At 76.7% G+C, this 19,064-nt stretch carries 9 protein-coding genes; 8 read left to right on the top strand and 1 reads right to left on the bottom strand.

The annotated features are described in order from the left end of the window. Window positions 1-189: 189 nt before the first annotated feature. The 6 genes from ACL02U_RS04125 (at window position 190) to ACL02U_RS04100 (ending at window position 12,218) form a co-directional block, all read left to right on the top strand. Window positions 190-1,272 (top strand): LLM class flavin-dependent oxidoreductase, encoded by a 1,083-nt coding sequence (locus ACL02U_RS04125; RefSeq protein ID WP_412789226.1) that lies wholly within the window; start codon window positions 190-192, stop codon window positions 1,270-1,272. A 299-nt stretch (window positions 1,273-1,571) separates the two neighbouring features. Further along, window positions 1,572-4,334 (top strand): lantibiotic dehydratase, encoded by a 2,763-nt coding sequence (locus ACL02U_RS04120; protein WP_412789225.1) that lies wholly within the window; start codon window positions 1,572-1,574, stop codon window positions 4,332-4,334. Then, a complete protein-coding gene (locus ACL02U_RS04115; protein ID WP_412789224.1) occupies window positions 4,331-6,733 on the top strand; it encodes a hypothetical protein in 2,403 nt (800 codons plus the stop codon). The genes ACL02U_RS04120 and ACL02U_RS04115 overlap by 4 nt, the downstream gene beginning before the upstream one ends. Next, entirely contained in the window at window positions 6,730-9,177 is a 2,448-nt protein-coding gene (locus tag ACL02U_RS04110) for a YcaO-like family protein (protein WP_412789223.1), read from the top strand. The genes ACL02U_RS04115 and ACL02U_RS04110 overlap by 4 nt, the downstream gene beginning before the upstream one ends. Window positions 9,178-9,442: 265 nt before the next feature. Beyond that, window positions 9,443-11,071: a hypothetical protein gene (locus ACL02U_RS04105; RefSeq protein ID WP_412789222.1), complete on the top strand. Its 1,629-nt coding sequence runs from the start codon at window positions 9,443-9,445 to the stop codon at window positions 11,069-11,071. 1 nt (window position 11,072) lies between these two features. Beyond that, complete coding sequence (locus tag ACL02U_RS04100) at window positions 11,073-12,218, top strand: lantibiotic dehydratase C-terminal domain-containing protein (protein WP_412789221.1); 1,146 nt, start codon at window positions 11,073-11,075, stop codon at window positions 12,216-12,218. Window positions 12,219-12,557: 339 nt separating this feature from the next. Here the strand turns inward: ACL02U_RS04100 and ACL02U_RS04095 are convergent, their stop codons facing one another. Further along, window positions 12,558-13,268 carry a LuxR C-terminal-related transcriptional regulator gene (locus ACL02U_RS04095; protein WP_412789220.1) on the bottom strand — a complete coding sequence of 237 codons (711 nt, stop codon included), beginning with the start codon at window positions 13,266-13,268 and terminating at the stop codon, window positions 12,558-12,560. Window positions 13,269-13,894: 626 nt separating this feature from the next. Here ACL02U_RS04095 and ACL02U_RS04090 point away from each other — a divergent pair. Further along, window positions 13,895-17,233, top strand: coding sequence for an AAA family ATPase (locus ACL02U_RS04090; RefSeq protein WP_412789219.1), 3,339 nt, complete (start codon window positions 13,895-13,897; stop codon window positions 17,231-17,233). 419 nt (window positions 17,234-17,652) lie between these two features. Next, window positions 17,653-19,014: a hypothetical protein gene (locus ACL02U_RS04085; protein ID WP_412789218.1), complete on the top strand. Its 1,362-nt coding sequence runs from the start codon at window positions 17,653-17,655 to the stop codon at window positions 19,012-19,014. Window positions 19,015-19,064: the final 50 nt, after the last annotated feature.

The raw sequence follows: 19,064 nt of genomic DNA, 5'->3' as shown, positions 1-19,064 counted from the left end.
GCCCCTGCCGCCCCCGGTCGCCTCCGTGCCCCGACACCCACCCACCCGACCGACCCGCCCGCTCCACCCCGTGCCTGCCCCACCGTGCACCCGTGGCAGCCCTGGTGACGGATCGGCCACCGCCGCCCACCACCGGGCCGGACGCGGCAGCTCCGACCCCGCCGTGCCGAGAGAACTTTGGAGACCACCATGCGCTTCGGCGTGTCGTTCCTGCCCGACTCCGCCCCGGACACCAAGCCGGCCACCGAGTACTTCCAGGACGTGCTGCGCATGTCCCGGATCGCGGACGAGTCGGGCATGCACTACGTCAAGATGACCGAGCACTACCTCCACCCCTACGGCGGCTACTGCCCCAGCCCCCTGGCGTTCCTCTCCGCGGTGGCCGCGCAGACCAGGTCGATCCGGCTGATGACCGGATGCGTGCTGCCCGTCTTCCACCACCCCATCGACCTGGCCTCCCGCATCGCGATGGTGGACGCCCTCAGCGAGGGGCGGCTGGAGATCGGCTTCGCCCGCGCCTACCTGCCCTACGAGTTCGAGGCGCTCGGCGTGCCCATGGACGGCAGCCGGGCCCGCTTCGAGGCCACCGTCGACGCCGTCGGGCGGCTGCTCACCGAGGAGCAGGTCACCCTCGACACCCCGTTCTTCTCGTTCCGGGACGCCACAGTGCTGCCGCGGCCCACGCAGCGGCCGCGGCCGCCGTTCTGGATCGCCGCGGTACGGTCCCCGGAGAGCTTCGTACGCATCGGGGAACTGGGGCACGGGCTGCTCATCACGCCCTCCGGAACCTCCTTCGACGACGCCCTGGTCGCCTCCTACCGGGACAGTTTCGCCGCCAGCCGGGGCGCCGGCGAGGCCCCCCGGGTGGCGGCCAGCCTGCCGCTGTTCGTGGCGGAGACGGACCAGGAGGCCCGCCGCGTCGCCGACGTCCACCTGGACCGGTACCTCAAGGTGTGGACGTCCGCCCTGAACCGCTGGGACGACACCACCTCCAGCGACTACCAGGGCTACACCGGTTTCAACCGGATCGCCCGCACCCTCACCGCGAAGGACCTGCGCTCCTCGGGCACCGCCTTCGTCGGCTCCCCGGCCCACGTGGTGGAGCAGATCGGCCGGTTCCAGGAGCGGCTGGCCGCCGACGTGCTGCTGTGGCAGACCGACTTCGGCGGGCTGGGCGGCACGGAGGCGTTCCGCAGCCTGGAGCTGTTCGCCTCCGAGGTGATGCCCCTCCTGGACCGCACACCCGCCGAGCCGGTCGCCGCCACGGCGTGAGCCCGCCCCCGAGCGCCCCCCAGCCGGTCGCCGCCACGGCGTGAGCCCGCCCGCCGGGCGCCCCCGGGCCCGTCTCCACCCGGCCCGTCTCCACCGGGCCCGTCTCCACCGGGCCCCGCGACCACCGCGGCGGCGCCCGGACGGCGGGAGCCGGTGTGACCGTCCGGGGCGCCGGCTCCGCCCCGGCGGTCCGTGCCGCCCGGGGCATCCCTCCCGCCTCGTCCGCCTCCCGCCGACTTCGCAGTGAACCCCCGGGCCCGTCCGCCCGCCGGGCCCGCACAGGAAGGTGACCGCCCCTCATGTCCGTCGACACCTCCGTCGAGTCGACCGCCCAGCCGCAGCCCGCGGTGCCCGCCCGGGTACGCCGCCCGGTGCTCGCCGACACCCTGCTGCTGCGGGTCAACCCGCTGCCCGGCCGCCGCCTCGCCGCCCCCGGCCTGACCGTCGCCCTGCGCGCACTGGCCGCCGCCGGGACCGTCGGCACGCAACTCGCCGAGCAGGCCTGCGACGAGCTGTACGAGGTGGCCGGCCGGGCCGCCGGCCGGGAGCGGCACCGCGCGCTGCAACTGCGCCGGGACATCCACAACCAGCGCGATCCGGCGCCCGCCCTCACGACCGGCGACTGGCCGCCGACGGTCACCGCGTGGCTCGACAACCGGCAGCGCTCGCAGCTCGCCCGGGCCGCGCTGACCGCCGGGCACGCCGAACTGGTCGCCCACGAGCGGTCCGTGCTCGCCGAACTGTGCGCCGCCGAACCGTTCCAGCTCTCCCTGGCGCTGAACTCGCCCCAGGTCCTGGACGCGGTCCGCCGCTACCGCTCCGGCTACTCGGCACCCTCCGCCCGGCTGCGCAAGTCGGAGCGCGGCATCCTGCAGCACCTGACCCGCGCCATGGTGCGCACCAGCCCGCTGTCCCGGTTCACCGCGGTCGGCTTCGCCCACTGGGCGCCGCAGGGACGGAGGCTCGACGCGGCCGACTTCGACCGCCGGTCGGCGCGCGCGTTCGTCTCCCTGGACCGCGCGCTGTTCGGCGCGGTGATCACCGGTACCGGAGAGCGGCCCTGGCAGGCGGAGGGGGCCGCCGGACTGCCCGAGGTCGTCGAGCGCAACCGCACGCTGCGCGCGGACGACTCCGAGGTGCGCTACGTGCGCCGGACGTCCTCCGGGACCAACCTGGTCAGCGCCTCCCTGACCCGGCCGCTGTCGCTGCTGCTGACCCTCACCGCGCTGGGCCCGATCGGCACCGGGGCGCTCGCGGCGGAACTGAGCGCACGACTCGGCCTGGCGCCCGCCCCCACCGTCGCCTTCCTGGCGAAGGCACTGGCCGCCGGCATCCTCCGGCCCGGCCCGGCCCTCGACGAGCAACTCGCCGACCCGCTGCCCGCCGCCCGCGCCGTCCTGCGGCGGCAGGACCCCGAGGCGCTGCCCGCCCTGGACGAGGCCGAACGCGCGCTCGGCGACCTGGCGACCGGCGGCGTCAGCGGACGGGTGGCCGCGCTGACCCGGTTGAACCGCGCCGAGCGGGACCTCAACGCCCGATCGATCCGGCCGGCCCGGCTGCACGTCAACGAGGACCTGGTGCTGCCGCCCGCACAGGTCACCGACGAGGGATACCGAGCGGCCCTCACCGACCTGGCCGACGTCACCTCGTTCCTCTCCCTCTTCGACCGCCACCACGAGGTGCGCGCCCTGCTGGGCACCGCCTTCGTCGACCGCTTCGGGCCGGGCGCCCGCGTCGACCTGCTGGACGCCGCCGCCGATCTGGTCACCATGGTCTACCGGCGCGAGACCGCGCTGAGCGCCGCCACCGCCGACGACTTCGGCCCGCCGAACGGCGCACTCGCCGCACTGCTGGCGCTGCGCCGGGAAGCGGTCGGCCACGTGCTGCGGACCCTCCACGACGCCGAGGACGCGCCGGAGGCGGCCCTGGACCCGGCCGCGCTGGCCGCGTTCGCCGACCGGATGCCGGCGTACTTCCGCCGCCGGGCAGCCTCGTACGCGATGCTGGTGCAGCCGGTCGACGGGCGGCTGGTGCTCAACGACTGCTACGGCGGCCGGAACCTGCTCGGCAGCCGCTTCCTGGGGCCGGACCGGGAACTCGGCGGTGACGCGGCCGACCGCACCGCGGCCCGGGTGCTGCGCCAGTTCGGCAGCGCGGGCGGCATCGTGCTGGAGGACCACGGTCTGCACAACGCGAACATCAACCACCGGGTCCGCCTGCTGCCGGACACCGTCACCCCGGAGGGCTGGGCGGGCCTCCGCCTCGGCCACGACCCGGCCACCGACACCCTCTCCCTGACCGACCGCGACGGACGCACCGTGGTCCCGGTGACCTGCGGGATGAAATGGTCGGAGCTGCTTCCCGAGCCGCTCCGCATCGCCATGTGGCTGGCCGACAGCGGACGCGTCACCCTCGATCCGCTGGCCGGTGTACGCGCCCGGCGGCTGCGGGCCGGCGAGCCCGCCGACCGCACCATGGCCCTGCCCCGGCTGACGGCCGGACAGGTGGTGCTCGGACGTCGCCGCTGGTACCCGGGGGACGACTTCCCCGCGGCGGCCGGTTCGTTGAGCGAGGCGGAGCACCTGATCGCGCTCACCGAGTGGCGCGCCGCACACGAGGTACCCGAGGAGGTCGTCGCCAAGACGCCGCTGGGCGGCCTGCCGTCCCGCGACGGCGACGACGGCGTGCGCGCCTACGTGAAGTCCCGGCGCCGCGACAAGCCGCAGTACCTGGACCTGGGCAGTGCGTTGACGGCGAGGGTGCTGCCCCGGCTGCTGGACCGCCGCAGCCCCGGCTACCTGGAGGAGGCCCTGCCCGGCGTCCGGCCCGGCCGGCACGCGGTGGAGTGGGCGGTCGAGTACGACCTGCCCGCCGGGGAGTCCGACGACCCGGCCCCGGCCCCGTCCGGCGCCGGCCGCGCCGCCCCGGAGGGGGTGACGGGACATCAGGAGGCCGCGGGCCGGGAGGAGTCGTCCCCGGGCCCGGATCGGAGGGACGTCGCGGGAGGCCTGGAGCCCGCAGGGGACCTGGCGGCCTCGGGGCGCGAGGGGGCCGCACGATGACCGCGCCCACCACCCCGTCCACCACCACCCCGTCCACCACCGTCGCGCCCGCCGCCGGGGGCGGCCCCACGGAGGCCGAGGCCCGACCGGCGGCGGCCCCCGCGGTTCCACCGGCCGCGGACACGGCTCACCGCCGGACCGCGGGCGGGGCCGCGCCTGACCACCCGGGCCCCGGCACCTGGGTGAAGCTGCGCCCCGGCGCCCATCTGGCGCCGGTGTCCCGGGGTGTGCACCTCTCGCACGGCCGCCGGTCGTTCGTGCTGGGCGGTCCGCCCGCCCTGTTCACCCTCCTCGACCGGCACCTCGGCCCGCTGTCGGACGGCACCTGCCTGGACGAACTGGTGGCGGCCGAAGGCACCGAGGAGTCCCGTCCGGTCCTCGCGCGCATCCTGCGCGCCCTGCTGGACCAGGGGGTGCTGCTGGACCTGGACGCGATGGGAACCCCCGAGCCCGACCCCGGCACCGCCGAGCGGTACGCCGACGTCCTGGCGTTCCTGGAGGACCACAGCGACGACCCCTACGGCGTGTTCGCCGTGCTGCGTTCGGCCACCGTGGACGTGCGCGGTGCCGGCCCTGCGGTGCCGGCGCTGCTGCGCGGTCTCGCCGTCCACGGAGTGGAACGGGTGCGCGTCCTGCCGGGCATCGCCCCTGCGGAGGGATCCGCCCCCGACGTGACCGTCCTGGTCGCGGACGCGGATGCGGGCGTGCCCGCGCCCGTGGAGGCGGACGCGGACGGGTGCACGGACGGGGTCACGGACGCGCGCGGACCGGGTGGGTCCGCCGAGGCCGACGTCTGGCGGGCCGCATCCGCGGCCGGCCATCCCGTGGTGGTCGTGGTGGCGCGGCCCGATCTGGCCGCCGTGGCCACGCCGGGGCCCCGGGGCGGGTCCGCGGACCCGGCCGCGGCCCTGCGGCGGGCCGCCGCCTGGGCCGCGCTCGAACCCGCCGGCTGGACGCCGCGGCCGATGAGCGCCGTACTGGCCGGGGCACTCGCCGCCCGCGCCTGCGTGGAGGTCCTCACCGGCATCGGCACCTCCCCACCGGACGGCTCCGGCACCAGCCCGGGCGAGCCCCCTGCCGACCAGGTCTCCGGACACTCCCCGGGCGTCGCCCCCAGCCCACCCGCGGCCGCACCCCATCTGACCCTGGTGTGGGGCCACGCCCTGGAGTCGCGGCGCATCCCCCTCACCGGACCGGACGGGGTGCGCCCCGCGGCCCCGGACGGCGGAGAGGCCGTAGACCCCACCGAGAAGTCCACCGAGAAGTCCACCGAGAAGCCCACCGAGGAGGGCGGCGGCGGTCCGGACGGCCGGGCGGACGGCGGTGGTGCCGACGACCGGGCCGCCGGCGACGCTTCGGACGACCGGGTCGGGATCCGCAGCGGATCGCACGACCGGACCGAAACCGGTCCCGACGGCATCGGCCGCACGCCCGTGACGGGCACCGCCCCACCGAGCGGTCCCCGCCCGACGTCCGCGGAGCGGATGCCGGTGCCCTCCGAGGGGGAGCCGGACCGGGGCGGGAGGCGCGGGGCCCCCGAGGGCTCCGGCGGAGGCCCGGCGGCGGGCCGGTGGCGGCGCGTCGACGCCGGCGCGCTGCTGGCCGACCTCGCGGACGGCCGGGCGCCGGCCCCGGACCCCACCGGCGCCTACGCGGCGTCGGGGCCGCTCACCGCCCGCTGGACCGGTCCCGCCCGGTTCGAACGCGACCTCGACGTGGAGCAGGTGCCGGTCTCCGTCGCCTCCGTGCGCTGGATCGACTCCGGGCGCACCACCCTGGGTTGGGGACCCAGCAGGGCGGTGGCCGGAGTGCAGGCGCTGCTCGACGGCCTGCGCTCGGTCGTGGTGCCCGGGACGCACCCTGCGGGCTCCGGCGGCCCGGTCGCCTGCGCGGGTGCCACCGAGCACCAGTGGCTGCTGGACGGCCTGCTGCGCCTCGCCCCGGTCCCGCACCGGGACGCCCCCGGTGCGGAACCGGTGGACTGGGACTCCGTCACCCACCCCGAGGTCCAGGCGCTGTGGGGAGCGCTGCTCGACCATTTCGAACAGCCGGTACGACTCGACGTCCGGCGGATCCCACCCCTCGGCTGGTGGGTCGCTACCGCGGTGCGCGACGCCGACGGCGCCGTGCTGGGCCGCCAGTGGGGCCCCGGACGGGAGTCCGCCGTGCACGCCGCGCTCGTCGAGTGCTGCGCCCGCGTCCAGTCCGGGGGCCGGTGGACGCCGGAGCGGGGCGACGCTCCCGGCACCTGGGTGCTGCATTCGCTCGCCCCGCAGCGGGCGGCGGCCCTGGCCCGCGGCGGCGCGGCGCTCGGCGGCACGCTGACCGCGCATCGGCTGACCGGCGACGGCGTGCTGCCCGGACGGCTGCTGCCCTGCGGTCTCCTGGAGCTGCGTTGACCGCCGCGGCGGGGCCCACCCCGCCCACCTCCCCGCCGACCTCCCCGGCACCGTGCACCGCCGCACTGCGGTCGCCCGCCGAGGTGCTTGCCGGTCCGGGAGCGCCGGTCGGCTGGGACTGGAGCGGCTGGGCGGAGCATCCCGACGTGGGCGTGGTCGCCGTCAGCGGGGGATACGACCAGGAGTGGGAGCAGTCGGCACTGGCCACCGCCCGCCTGCGCGGGACGGGCCTGCTGTCCGTGCGGGTGGAGACCGGGAGCGTGCTGGTGGGCCCGCTGTGGCTGCCGCCCGCCGTGCAGGGCGGTGCGGGGACGCCACCCGCGTGCGCCGGCTGCCTCGTCACCCGGCGGTCGCACCGCCACCGCCCGGAGGGCGAGGAACTCCTCCGCTTCGCCGCAGAGTCCCGAGCCTCGGAGTCCCGAGCCGCGGAGTCCCGAGCCGCGGAGTCCCGAGCCGCAGAGTCCCGAGCCGCAGAGTCCCGAGCCGCAGAGTCCCGAGCCGCAGAGTCCCGAGCCGCGGAGTCCCGAGCCGCGGAGTCGGGGGCCTCGGCGCCGGCCCCGGCCGGACCGGCCCCGTCGGCCGGCTCCGGACGCGCCGCTACGGCCGCGCCCCCGGCCCCCGTCGCGGCGGCGCCCCCGGCCTCCGGTGCCGTCGCCCCGCCCCGGCCGCCGGGACGGCGTCCGGTGCCGCCCCGGCCGCCATGGCTGCGGCACGCCGTCGAGGTGTACGGCACCGTGGTCGCGGCGGCGCCCCTGGGCCCGGGCGAACTGGCGGTACTGCGGGCCGACGGGGCGGTCCGCCGCCACCGGCTGCGGCGCACCTACCGCTGCCCGGTGTGCGCAGCGCCCGGTGCCCCCCGTGACCCGCTCCGGCCGCCTCCGGCGCCGCGGCTGCGGCCCCGGCCCACCGCGGCGGCGGTACCGACCCGGGCCGGTGCCCCGTTCGGCATGGACGCGGACCGGATGAGGGAAGCCCTCGCGGACTCCCGCTTCGGTCCTGCCGTGCGGGTCAGCCGCGACGCGCACGTGCCGTTCGCCATGTCGGAGGTCCGACTGCTGGGTGGTTCCCCGGCGGGGCACGGCCGGGCCCGCACCTACGGTGAGGCCGAGGCGGTGGCCTACCTGGAGGCCTACGAGCGGATGGCCGGCTATCCCCACGGCACCCGGCCGGTCACCGGCCGCAGCCTGGCCGAGCTCGGCGAACGGGCCCTGGACCCGGCCCGGTTGGGCGGCTACACCGAGGCGCAGCTCGCCCATCCGCTGTCCCGGGTGCGGCCCTGGGACGCCGGCACCCCCATGGACTGGGTGTGGGCCCACCGGATGCGCGACGGCCGCCCCCTGCTGGTGCCCGCCGACGCCGGCTTCTACCAGTACCGGTATCCGCCGCGCGAGCCCGGCGACCGGCGCCTGAACCACGTCCTGGAGTCGTCGAGCGGCTGCGCGCTGGGCTCGTCGTACGAGGAGGCCGCCCTGCACTCGCTGCTGGAACTGGCCGAACGCGACGCCTTCCTGCTGGCCTGGCACCGGCGGCGCCCGCTGCCCGAGATCGACCCCGACACCGTGCGGGACCCGCAGAGCCGGCTGCTGCTGCGCATGGCCAGGGCCCGGGGGTTCGAGATCCGGCTGCTGGTCGCCACCGCCGACATCGCGGTGCCCGTGGTGTGGGCGCTGGCGCTCCGCCCGGACCGCGCGCTGCCCGCCGCGTTCAGCACCGCGGGCGGCAGCCCGGACCCGGAGGCCGCGGTCCGGGCTGCCCTGTGGGAGCTGGCGCAGCTCACCGAGACCGGCCTGACCTGGGACCCGGCGGCGATCGAGCCGATGGTCGGCGACCGGTCCCGGGTCGACGACCTGATGGACCATCCGCGGCGCAACGCCGACCCGCGGTTGCTGCCGCGCGTCACCGAGGTGCTGGGCGGTCCGCTCCTGCCGCTCGCGGACGCCTTTCCGGACTGGCCCGGAGTGTACGCGCGGGCCGCGCGCGGGGACGTGACCCGAGGTCTCGGCTTCGTCGCGGAACTGTACGCGGACGCGGGACTGACGGACGTGCTGCTCGTGGACCAGACGACGCCGGAGCACGCCGACGCGGGTCTGGCGGTGGTCAAGGCGGTCGTGCCGGGCATCGTGCCCATGTGCTTCGGCCAGGTCCACCAGCGGTTCACCGGGCTGCCCCGGCTCCTGGACGGCCTGCCGGAGACGGAGCCGGCGCTCGTGCCGCCGTACGACCGCCCCGGGCAGCCGACCGCCCGCGCCCACGTCGACTCCCACGTCGACGCCCACGCCCACGTCGATGTCGATGTCGATGTCGACGTGGTCACGGGGCATGCGGGGCCGGGCGGCGGACCGGCCCGGGGGCCGTTGCCCGGCGTACCGTCCCCGGCAGGGCGTCGGGAGACGGCCCCGGCCGGATCCCGGGTGGACCGCCTCGACCCGCACCCGTTCCCGTGACCGCCGTGGCGGCGGCACCCCCGCGGTGGGCGCGGGCACGCCACCCCACCCGCCCCCGTACGTCCGAGCAGCGGACCGCGCGGGACGCCTCCGCATGCCGGAACCCCTCCGACGCCTCCGCGTGCCGGACCGGCACCGACGCGCCCGCGCGTACGACCGGGCCCGACGCGTCCGCGGACCACCCCGGGCCCGCCGGGTCCGCGGACCGGGCGGGGCCCGCTGCCCGCCCGGACGGCACCACCGTTCCCCCCTCCCAGGAGTCGAGTTGACCGTCGAGGCCGTCCACCGCTTCGCCTACCGCCAGGGACCCGGAAAGTCCCTGTTCGGGGGGCCGATCGAGATCGACGACGCCGCAGCCACGACCGCACTGCTGCCGCCCCTAGCGGCCCGCGGCGGTCTCGGCGCCCCCCTGCCGCACGGCACCAGCGAACTGCTCGGGGGCGCCGACCACCCGCACGGTCGGGTCGGCGCCCACGACCCCGAGGACCGCGCCGGGCACCTGCTGCTGGCCGCGTTCGGTCTGCAGCGCCGCGAGCCGTCCAACCGCTTCAACGACCACCGCCCCGTCGCCTCGGTGCGCAGCAAGTTCCCGGTCCACGCGCTCACCCTCTCCCGGCACGGCGCCGCCTACCTGGACCCGTACCGGCACGCGCTGGTCGACCTGGACGTCCCGTACGCGGCGCTGCCCACCCCGCGCGGAGACCTGGACGTGGTGCTGGCCGCCCGGTACACGGACCTGCCGACGCCCTACGGCAGGCTCCGCGCGGCCCTCGGCGACCTGGAGACCGGCATCAACCTCCGCAGTCTGCTGGTGGCCGCCGAACTGTTCGGGGCGCGTGCCGAACTCCTCCTGGACTCCTCCGAGGCGGCCGCCTGCGCCAGGATGGTGCGGGCGACGGGACCCGGGCGCTGGTCGGCCCCGGTGCGCGTGGCGCTGCGGGACGTGGTGCCGCCGGCCGGGGGGTGCCCGCTGCCCGGCGGAGCCGCGGGACCGGGCGCGTACGGCGCGCTCGACGCCCTGCTGGCCGACGCCTCCGCCCACCCCTCCCTCGACGAGGCGGACGAGGTCGCCGGGCACCGGCTCACGGCACCCGCACCGCGCCCGGAAGCACGCGCCCCGGGCACCCGAACCGGCGCCGTCGGCGTCGGCGGCACCGGCCACGCGACCGGCGGCGACGGCACGTTCCCGGGCGGCGGACCCATCGCGTGCGGGATCCCGGGCGCCCCTGCCGGCGCGGACGCGGCAGCAGGTCGGCGGGACGGCACGGGCGGGCCCCCGGCGCCCCGGTGGGACCGGGTGCTGTGGAACCGCACGGCCGGCCGGGTCCCCGGGCGGCTGTCCGGCTTCTCCGGCCGTCCCACCCGGCTGCCCGAGGAGGCGCTGCGGGAGGCCGTGGCCTGGACCCGGGTGCCGCCGCCGGCGGAAGCCCTGGTCGAGGTGGGGCGGCGGGTGAGACTGCTGGTGGCGCTGCAGGGCGTGGGCGACCGGCACACCGGATACCACGAGGTCGTGGACGGCGAGGTGCGGTCGGTCCGCCGGGAGCCGCGGGTGATGGCACTGCTCCAGGAGGCCTTCGGGTACCCGATGTCGCCGGGCACGGACTGCGGGCTGCGGCACGCCTCCATGGCGTGGACGTTCGCGGTGGACGTGCGGGCCCTGCTGGACGACCTCGGTCCGGTGGCCTGGTCGCTGCTGAACCTGTGGTGCGGCTGGACCGCCCACGGACTCCAACTCGCCGCCGCGGCCCGGGGACTGTACGCGCGACCGGCGCGATCGTACGACGAGTTCCGGGTGCAGCGGCTGGCCGGGCTGGACCGGCGGACCGTACCGGTCTTCATGACGGTGTGCGGGCGTTCCCGGTTCGCCGAGCCGATGCTCGACCTGAGGACGTGACATGACATCCGATCCGAGGGAGGACGGCACCTTGCGGAGCTCCGGGACCGGATCCGCCCCGCCCGCGCGCACGCCCCGGGGCGGGCCCCGGGGATGGCGCACCTGGCATCTCCATCTGCCCTCCTGGGGCACCGATGTGACGGACCGGGCGCTGGTGCTCGGCGTGGCACCCGCCGTGGCCCGGTACGCGTCCGCGCCGCGCGCCGCCACCGACGCGACCCCCGCTCCCGTCCCGACACCGCCGGCTCCGGCCCCGCAACCGGCGCCGACCGCCGCCGGGGAGGGCGACGATTCGGAACATCCGTGGTTCTTCGTGCGGTACTGGCAGGGCGGCCCGCATCTCCGGCTGCGCATCGCCGGGCTCGGCGACGAGGAGGCGCGGGGTGTGACGGAGACCCTGCGGCGGGCGGCGGACGCCGTGGACGCGGAGGTTCCCGCCGAGCGGCGGCTGACGCAGGCCGACTACGCCTCCTCGGTCGGTTCGCTGGCCAGGACCGGCGAAGGGGCCGGGCCGCTCGACCAGGGCGTGCTGCTGCCGCCCGGCGTGGTCCGGGCGGCGTACGTTCCGGAGAACGGGCGGTACGGCGGCGCCGGTCTGATGCCGTTGAGCGAGGACCTCTTCCACCGCTCCAGCGTCCTCGCGCTGGGAGCCTGCCGGGAGCCCCGCACCCGGCGCCAGGTGTTCGGCCAGGCGCTGGCGGCGACCGCGGCGGCCACCTCCGCCCTGCCCGGACAGGACAGGAGGCCGTTCCTCGAAGCGGTTCGGGACGGCTGGGCCGCCTGGCTGTCCGCGCACGACCGGGACGGCGGACCACCTCCCGGCCCTCCCGGCGCGGCCTCCGCGCCCCCGGCGCCGTCCCCGGTCGCGGGCCCGCCGGACGCGCTGCGCGCTCAGGCCGATCAACTACGCGGCGCCAAAGCCGAGTTGCTGAGGCTGATGGATGATCCGGGGCCGCCGTGGGAGGTATGGGCCACGCCGCTGCGCGCGGCGGTCGACGTGTGGGCCGCCACCGGCGGACGGGAGCGGGCACTCGGGGTGCTCGGGTCGCATCTGCACATGACCCTCAACAGGCTGGGGGCCGGAACCGCGCAGGAGGCGCGGCTCGCGGCGCTGCTGCTGCTCGTCACGGGCGACGCGCCGGGCTGACCGAGGAGCCGGGAGGCGGCGGAGCCCGGCCCGTACGCGCGGCCCCTCGGGTACCCGGACGCGGCCCGAACACCCGGCCGGTACGCGCAGGAACAGGCCCCCCGTCGCTGTCGCCGCAGCCGCCGCCGTCCCTTCCTTGCCTCCGCCGACGGCATCGGCGGAGGGAAGGAAGGGACGGCGAGGGGCAGGGGCGGATGGCCCTCGCCCCCGTGCTCGCACGGTCGGGCACGGGGGCGAGGGAGTCGGACGGCCGGCGTCACCACCGGACCCGGGGGCCGACCCGGGCGGCGCCGGGCCCCGGGCCGGAGCCGCACCGCTGCCTGCGGGGTGTCCGGTCGGTCAGTGCCCGGGAGAGCAGCACGAACCGGGTGCGACCATGCCCAGCCGGGCGGCTCGGGCCCCGGCCTGAAAACGACTGGAGGCACCGAGGTTGGCCAGGATCTCGGCGACATGACGGCGGCAGGTCCGCAGCGAGACGCCCAGCCGGCGGGCGATCATCTCGTCCTTCGCGCCCTCCGCCATCAGGTGCAGGATGGCCCTCTTCACGTCGTCGAGGACCATGCCGTCCACCCGGTCGTGCCCCTCCAGCGGAAGGGCCCCGGCCCACACCGCCTCGAACAGCCCGCCGATCATCCGGACGCCGATCGGCTCGCCGACGACCGACAGCAGCGGCTCGTCCGCGTACCGGCCGGCCGAGACGACGGCCAGCCGCCGGCAGACGACGAGCAGGTCCTGGGGAATCGAGGGGGCGGTGCGCACCTCCGGTCCCCGCTGGGATTCCGTGAGCCACGGCGCGACCGTCGCCACGTCGCAGTCGCGGTCTATCAGCGCGCGTAGACCGAAGGCGGCGCCGATCTCCGCGCCCAGTTTCCGCACCAGTCCGAGCAGCGGCGAGGCGCCCGAGGTCACCGAGCCCATCCACAGCACCTCGCCGGGGTGGCGTGCCAGGGTCTCCAGTAGCAGTTCCTCGGCGCCGGTGACGTCCACCAGGGTCGCGTTGTGGCCCACGTCCCGCGGGTGGGGCCGCACTCCCGGCTCGTCGAGCGGCACGCTCCGCTCCGCCGCGCCCGACCCGGCCGATCCGCCACCGGGCGGTAGTTCACCGATGACCGGTAAAACCGCCGGGACGCCGTCCGGCACGCCCGCCTCCCGCCGCCGACGATGCCCCTGCCCCTGCCCCTGCCCCTGCCCCTGCCCCTGCCGCTCCCGTTCCGGTTGCCGGTGCGCGTCCGGTGGCCGCTGCGCCGCGCGCAGGTCCCCGGCCGGCCGCGGAAGCGCCGCGGTCCGCGGTGGGGGCGCCGCCGTCCGTCTGTACTGCGGTCCGTGGTGCTCCGGTTGCGAACGTTCGTGATCCTGTCGATCGACTTCCGGCCAAGTCATGCTGCCTCCCCGTTCCGTCGGCAGTCGCCGGCCCGCCCCCGCCTGCGGGCGGAAACAGGCTGGTAACGCATCCCCGTTGGTCTCTCGGAGCCGGAGGTTCAGCGCCCGGCCCGGACTGGCAATTTAGGCCGAGTGCCGAGTGATCTGGCATTCGTAAAACTACGTAAAGAGATTGCGGCACTTGTGAAGCTGCCGTGTTCATGCCGTGCCTATAGTGGCGCCTGAAGTCGGGCCGGGCCCGGGGTCGTGGCGGCCGGGCGGCTCGTCGGCGCCTTGGGGGACGGGAGCACGACGGCATGACAGGCCAGTCCGAACAGGGCTCGGGAATGACCGAGTTGATAGGCAGACGTTACGAACTCGCCCGTTTTGAGCACCTGTTGGACAGGCTCCTCATCGGTGAAGGGCAGGTACTCGGCATCAGGGGCGATCCCGGCATCGGCAAGACCCGCCTCGCCGCCGAGCTGGCGGCACGCGCCCGCGGCCGGGGTGTGCGGGTCCTCACCGGCCGGGCCGCGGAGTCGGACGCGTCCTCCCCGCCCCTGCAGGTCCTTGCGGACGCCCTCGCCGACGCCCTGGCGGCGGACCGCGACGCCCTGCCACCGGACGTGGTGCACGCACTGCTGCCCGTCCCCGGCCGCGCACCGGAGACGGGCCCCCTGCCCGACGCCTGCCCGGCATCCGGTACCGGGCCCGCACCCGGTTCCGGTACCGCTTCCACTTCGGGTGCCGGTACTGGTACCGCATCCGAACCCGCCGGCCCCGCCCCGGGAACCGCTCCCGCCCCGGGAACCGCTCCCGTAGCGGGAACCGGCCCTGCCCCGGGCACCCGTGCCGCGTCCGCTCCCGGTGCCGCGGACACCTCGGTTCCCGCCGCCCCGAGCGGTCCCCAGCACCTGCGGCTGCACGCCGGGCTGCGCGAGGTGCTGACCCGCTGGTCCCGGGAGCGGCCGCTGGTGCTGCTCCTCGACGACATGCACTGGGCGGATCCCGAGGCGGTCGAGCAGGCCTGCCACCTGATCCGGCACCAGCCCGGAGGCCCGGTCCTGCTGGTGGTGGTGCACCGCCCGCGCCAGACCTCGCCGCGCCTGCTCGCGGCCCTCGCGCACGGCGAGGAGACCGGCGCCGTGGAATCCCTGCCGATCGGCCCGCTGTCCCGCCAGGACAGCACCGATCTGGCCGCACGGCTCGGGCGCCCGGCGGACGGGGACCTGCTGCACCGCGACAGCGGCGGCAATCCACTGTTCCTCATCGCTCTGGCCCTGCCCGGCTCCACCCATGCCCGGCGGTTCGCCGAGGCACCGGGCCGGCCCCTCGTCCGCCGCGCGACCGGAGCCTCCGGAACCCCCGAGGGCGTACCGGGTACCGTCGCGCCCCACCCGATCGCCGAGGCCTTACCGGAAGCGTCGCCCGAGGCCGTCTCCGAAGTCCCCCCAGGAGCCTTTCCCGGCGCATTCTCCGGCGCGTTCTCCGGCGCGTTCTCCGGAACTCTCTCCGAGGCCGCCTCCGCCGACGAAGCGCCGATCCCGGCCGCCGACACCGCAGGCCACGGGATCTTGGACCGGCTCGCCGCGCTGCTGCTGGGCGAGGTGGCCGTGCTGGAGCCCGCGGCCCGCCGGGTGGCCTCGGCGGCGGCGGTGCTCGGCGACCGCTTCGCGCTGGAACCCCTGGCCGCGGTCGCCGACCTCCCGGCCGACACCACGCTCCGCGCGGTGGCCGTGCTCGCCGCCCGGGACCTGGTGCGGCCCCTGGACGACGACACGCTCTTCGAGTTCCGCCACCCGGTCCTGCGCCGGCTCGTCCACACCGACACCGACCCGGTGACGCGACGGGCGGCCCACCGCCGGGCGTACACGGAACTCACCCGCCGCGGCGCCCCCGCCGCCGACCGCGCCCCGCACGCCGAACACTGCCTGGGCGACGACGACCCGGCCGTCCTCGGTGTGCTGGAGTCGGCCGCCTTCCAGGCCCGGGACAGCGCCCCGGCCACCGCCGTCCGCTGGCTGCGGGCCGCTCTGCGGGCCCTGCCCGACACGCCGTCGACCTCGACGTACCGTCACCGGCTCCGCCTGGAACTGACCCGCGCGCTGGCCGTCTCCGGCCGGTCCGCCGAGAGCCGCGCCCTGCTGCACGACGTGCTCTGCGAGACCGGCGCGGACCGCGCCCCGGACCCCGCCACCATCGCCCTGTGCGCCCGCACCGAACGCATGCTCGGCCGGTACGCGGAGGCCGACGCCATGCTGCGGCAGGCCCTGGCCGAGAACGGCGGCACCGTGACCCCGCGCACCGCCCCCCTGCACCTGGAGCTCGGCACCGTCGCCCTGATGCGCGGGGCCTTCCAGGACGCGCTGCCGGCCGTGGAAGCGGTGACCCGGGCGGCGGTGCGGGACGGGGACCGGCTGATCGAGGCCGGAGCACGGGCCCTCACCGGTTTCGGCAACGTGTACCTGGGGCGGACCCAAGCGGCCGGCGACGCCCTGTCCCGGGCCCGGCTGCTCCTGGACGCCCTCCCGGACACCGGAATCCTCCGGGACCCGGAGTGCCTGGCCCAGCTCGCCTGGGGCGAGCTGCTGACCGGCCGGTCCGCCGACGCCGCCCGGCACCTGCGCCGCGGAGTCGACCTGACCCGCCGGGCCGGGCACCTGCCCGTACTGTTCCACCTGCTGCTCGGGCTCGGCTGCCTCCACCTGTGGTCCGGCGCGCTCGCGGACGCCCGACGGGCCACCGAGGAGTCCGTGCAGTGCGCGCGGCGGCTCGGCAGCGGCGACATGCTGCGCATGGCCCTCGCCCAGCAGGCCGTCATCGCCGTGTGGCAGGGCGGCCGACGCGGCGCGGCCCCCGTCGTCGCGCTGGTCGAGCAATCGATGACGGCCCCGGACACCGAACCCGGAAGCTGGTGGCACCGCAGCGCCGCGGGCCTGCTCGGACAGGCGCAGTTGATGGACGGCCGGGCCCAGGAGTGCATCACCACGCTGCTCACCGCCGGCGGTGGACCGGAACTGCCCGCCATGCAGGCCGCCCTGCGGCCGATGCTGTTCTCGCTGCTGTCCGGGGCGGCCATGGTCACCCGCGACACCGACGCGGCCCGCGAGTGGGCCGCACGCGCCGTCGAGCAGGCGGAACGGCTGGCGCAGCCCGCGCAACGCGCCTTCGCCCAGCGCGCCCTGGGCCTGGTGCGGGCGGCGGACGGACGCACCAGGCAGGGCACCGCGCTGCTGCGCTCCTCGGCCGAACTGTTCCAGACCGCGGGGCGACCCGTGCAGCAGGCGTGGACGCTGATCCTCGGCGCACCGGTGCAGAGCTCCTTCGCCGGCACCGCCCAGGGGGAGTCCTGGCTGCGCTCCGCGGCCGCCCTCGGCGTTCAGACCGGGTCCCTGAGGCTGCAGGAGGAGGCGGCCGCCCGGCTCGCCGGCTTCCCCGCCGAGGGGGCCGGACGCTCCCTGCACGCGCTCACCGCCCGGGAACGGCAGATCTGCGACCTGGTCGCCACCGGCGCCCGTACCCGGGACGTCGCGGAGCAACTCCATCTGAGCCCGCGCACGGTCGAGGCCCACCTCGCCAAGTCGTACCGCAAACTCGGGGTGACCTCGCGCACCGCGCTGGCCGCCGTGGTACTCAGCAGCAGCGGGCGCGACTGACACGACCGGCACCCGGCACCCGGACGGCGCAACCCGCCACCCGCGCCCGGCGCGGCTCCGCCCCGGCGCCGGCACCCGCTCGCCCCGCACCGGCAGCACCCGTCCGGCCTGCCTCCGCCCGCCCCGTCCCGCCCGGCAGGCCCATCGCTCTCCTCGCTCGTCGCCCGGCACTGGACCGGGGGATTCGAGCGTCGGACGGGCCGGCTGCCCGGGAGACCCGGTGCGGGTCGCCCGTGTGAACACTCCCCGCCGCACCGAGGGCGCGCCGGGAGAGGGAACACCGGCCGGGAAGGGGGTGATCCGGGCGACGGGGGACGAGGTCCGGGGGACCGGTGACCCGAACGGACCGTCCCTGGTCGCCACCTCGCGCCGGACGCGGTCGGCTGTCATCCAGCGACCGGATCAATCGGGAGGCAGGCGTGGCGGACGGCGGCGCGCTCGGAGACGACGGGGCGGGACGGCACGACGGGACCGAGTCGTCCGCGGAAGTCGAACTCCGTGAACTCCGCGCCCGGGTCGCGGCACTGGAGAGTGCCCGGGCGCGGCCGCCCCGGCACCGCGGGAGGTCCTTCCTCGCCGCGGTGCTGATCACGATCGGCTGTCTGCTCGCCCCGCTCGCGGTGGTCGCCTCCTGGGCTTCCGACGTGGTCGGCGACACCGACCGCTACGTGGACACGGTCGCCCCGCTGGCCTCGAACCCCGACGTCCAGGACGCGGTGGCGGCGCGGGTGACCGACGCGCTGATGGCACGGATCGACCTGTCCACCCTGCTCTCCGGTGTGGCACCGGCGGACCGGCCCCTCCTGGAGAAGGCGCTCGGCCCGCTCGGCGACTCCCTCGAAGGGGCGCTCCGCAGCTTCGTCCGCGAGCGGACCCGCGCGGTGGTCGCCTCCGACGCCTTCCGGACCGTGTGGATCGAAGCCAACCGCAGAGTGCACAGCGCCGTGGACAAGGCACTCACCGGAAGCGGCGGCGGCGCGGTCGTCCTCGAGGACGACACCGTCACCCTCGACCTGGCGCCCGTCATCGAGAACGTGAAGCAGCGCCTGGTCGACGCCGGACTGACCGTCGCGGACCGCATCCCGGAGGTGCACACCCAGTTCACCCTGGTCAGATCCGAGAACGTGGCCAAGGTCAGGACCTACGTCCGGCTGCTGCAGTTCGCGGGCGACTGGCTGCCGGTGATCGCCGTGCTGCTGATCGCCGCCGGAGTAATGCTCGCGGTGCGCCGGCGGCGTGCCCTGGTCGCCGGGAGCCTCGGCGTCGCCGTCGCCGTACTGGCGCTCGGTATCGGCCTGCGCGTCTTCCGCATCGTCTACCTCGACCGCCTTCCGGCCGACGTCTCCCAGGACGCGGCCGGCGCCGTCTACGACACCCTGACGCGCTTCCTGCACACCTCGGTGCGGGTGGTCGTCGCGCTCGGCGTCGTCGTGGCCCTGGGAGCCTGGCTCACCGGGACCGGTCGGCACGCGGGGCTGGTCCGCGGGCTGTGGGACTCCGGAATCGTGGCGGTCCGGGGCACCGCGGACCGGGCGGGCCTGCGCACCGGGCCGGTCGGCCCCTTCGTCCGCCGCTACCACACCTGGATCGCCTGGGTGCTGGTCGCCGGGTCACTGCTCGTCTACCTGTTCTGGTCGCACCCGACCGGCTGGGTGGTCGTCGGCATCACGCTGTGCCTGCTCTTCCTGCTGGCCGTGGCCGAGTTCCTGGCGGTGCAACCCGAGGCCGGCGTCGCGTCCCCGCCGGCGGACCACCCCCCGGACAGCACCGCCTCCGCCTGATCCCCCCGACCAGCGCCCACCTTGCGTCCGGCCTTCGGTTACCGCCTGCC

Origin of the sequence: Streptomyces sp. MS06, from assembly GCF_047200655.1 — a bacterium.
Taxonomy (GTDB): Bacteria; Actinomycetota; Actinomycetes; order Streptomycetales; family Streptomycetaceae; genus Streptomyces.
This window is presented reverse-complemented; position numbering and strand designations above follow the sequence as displayed.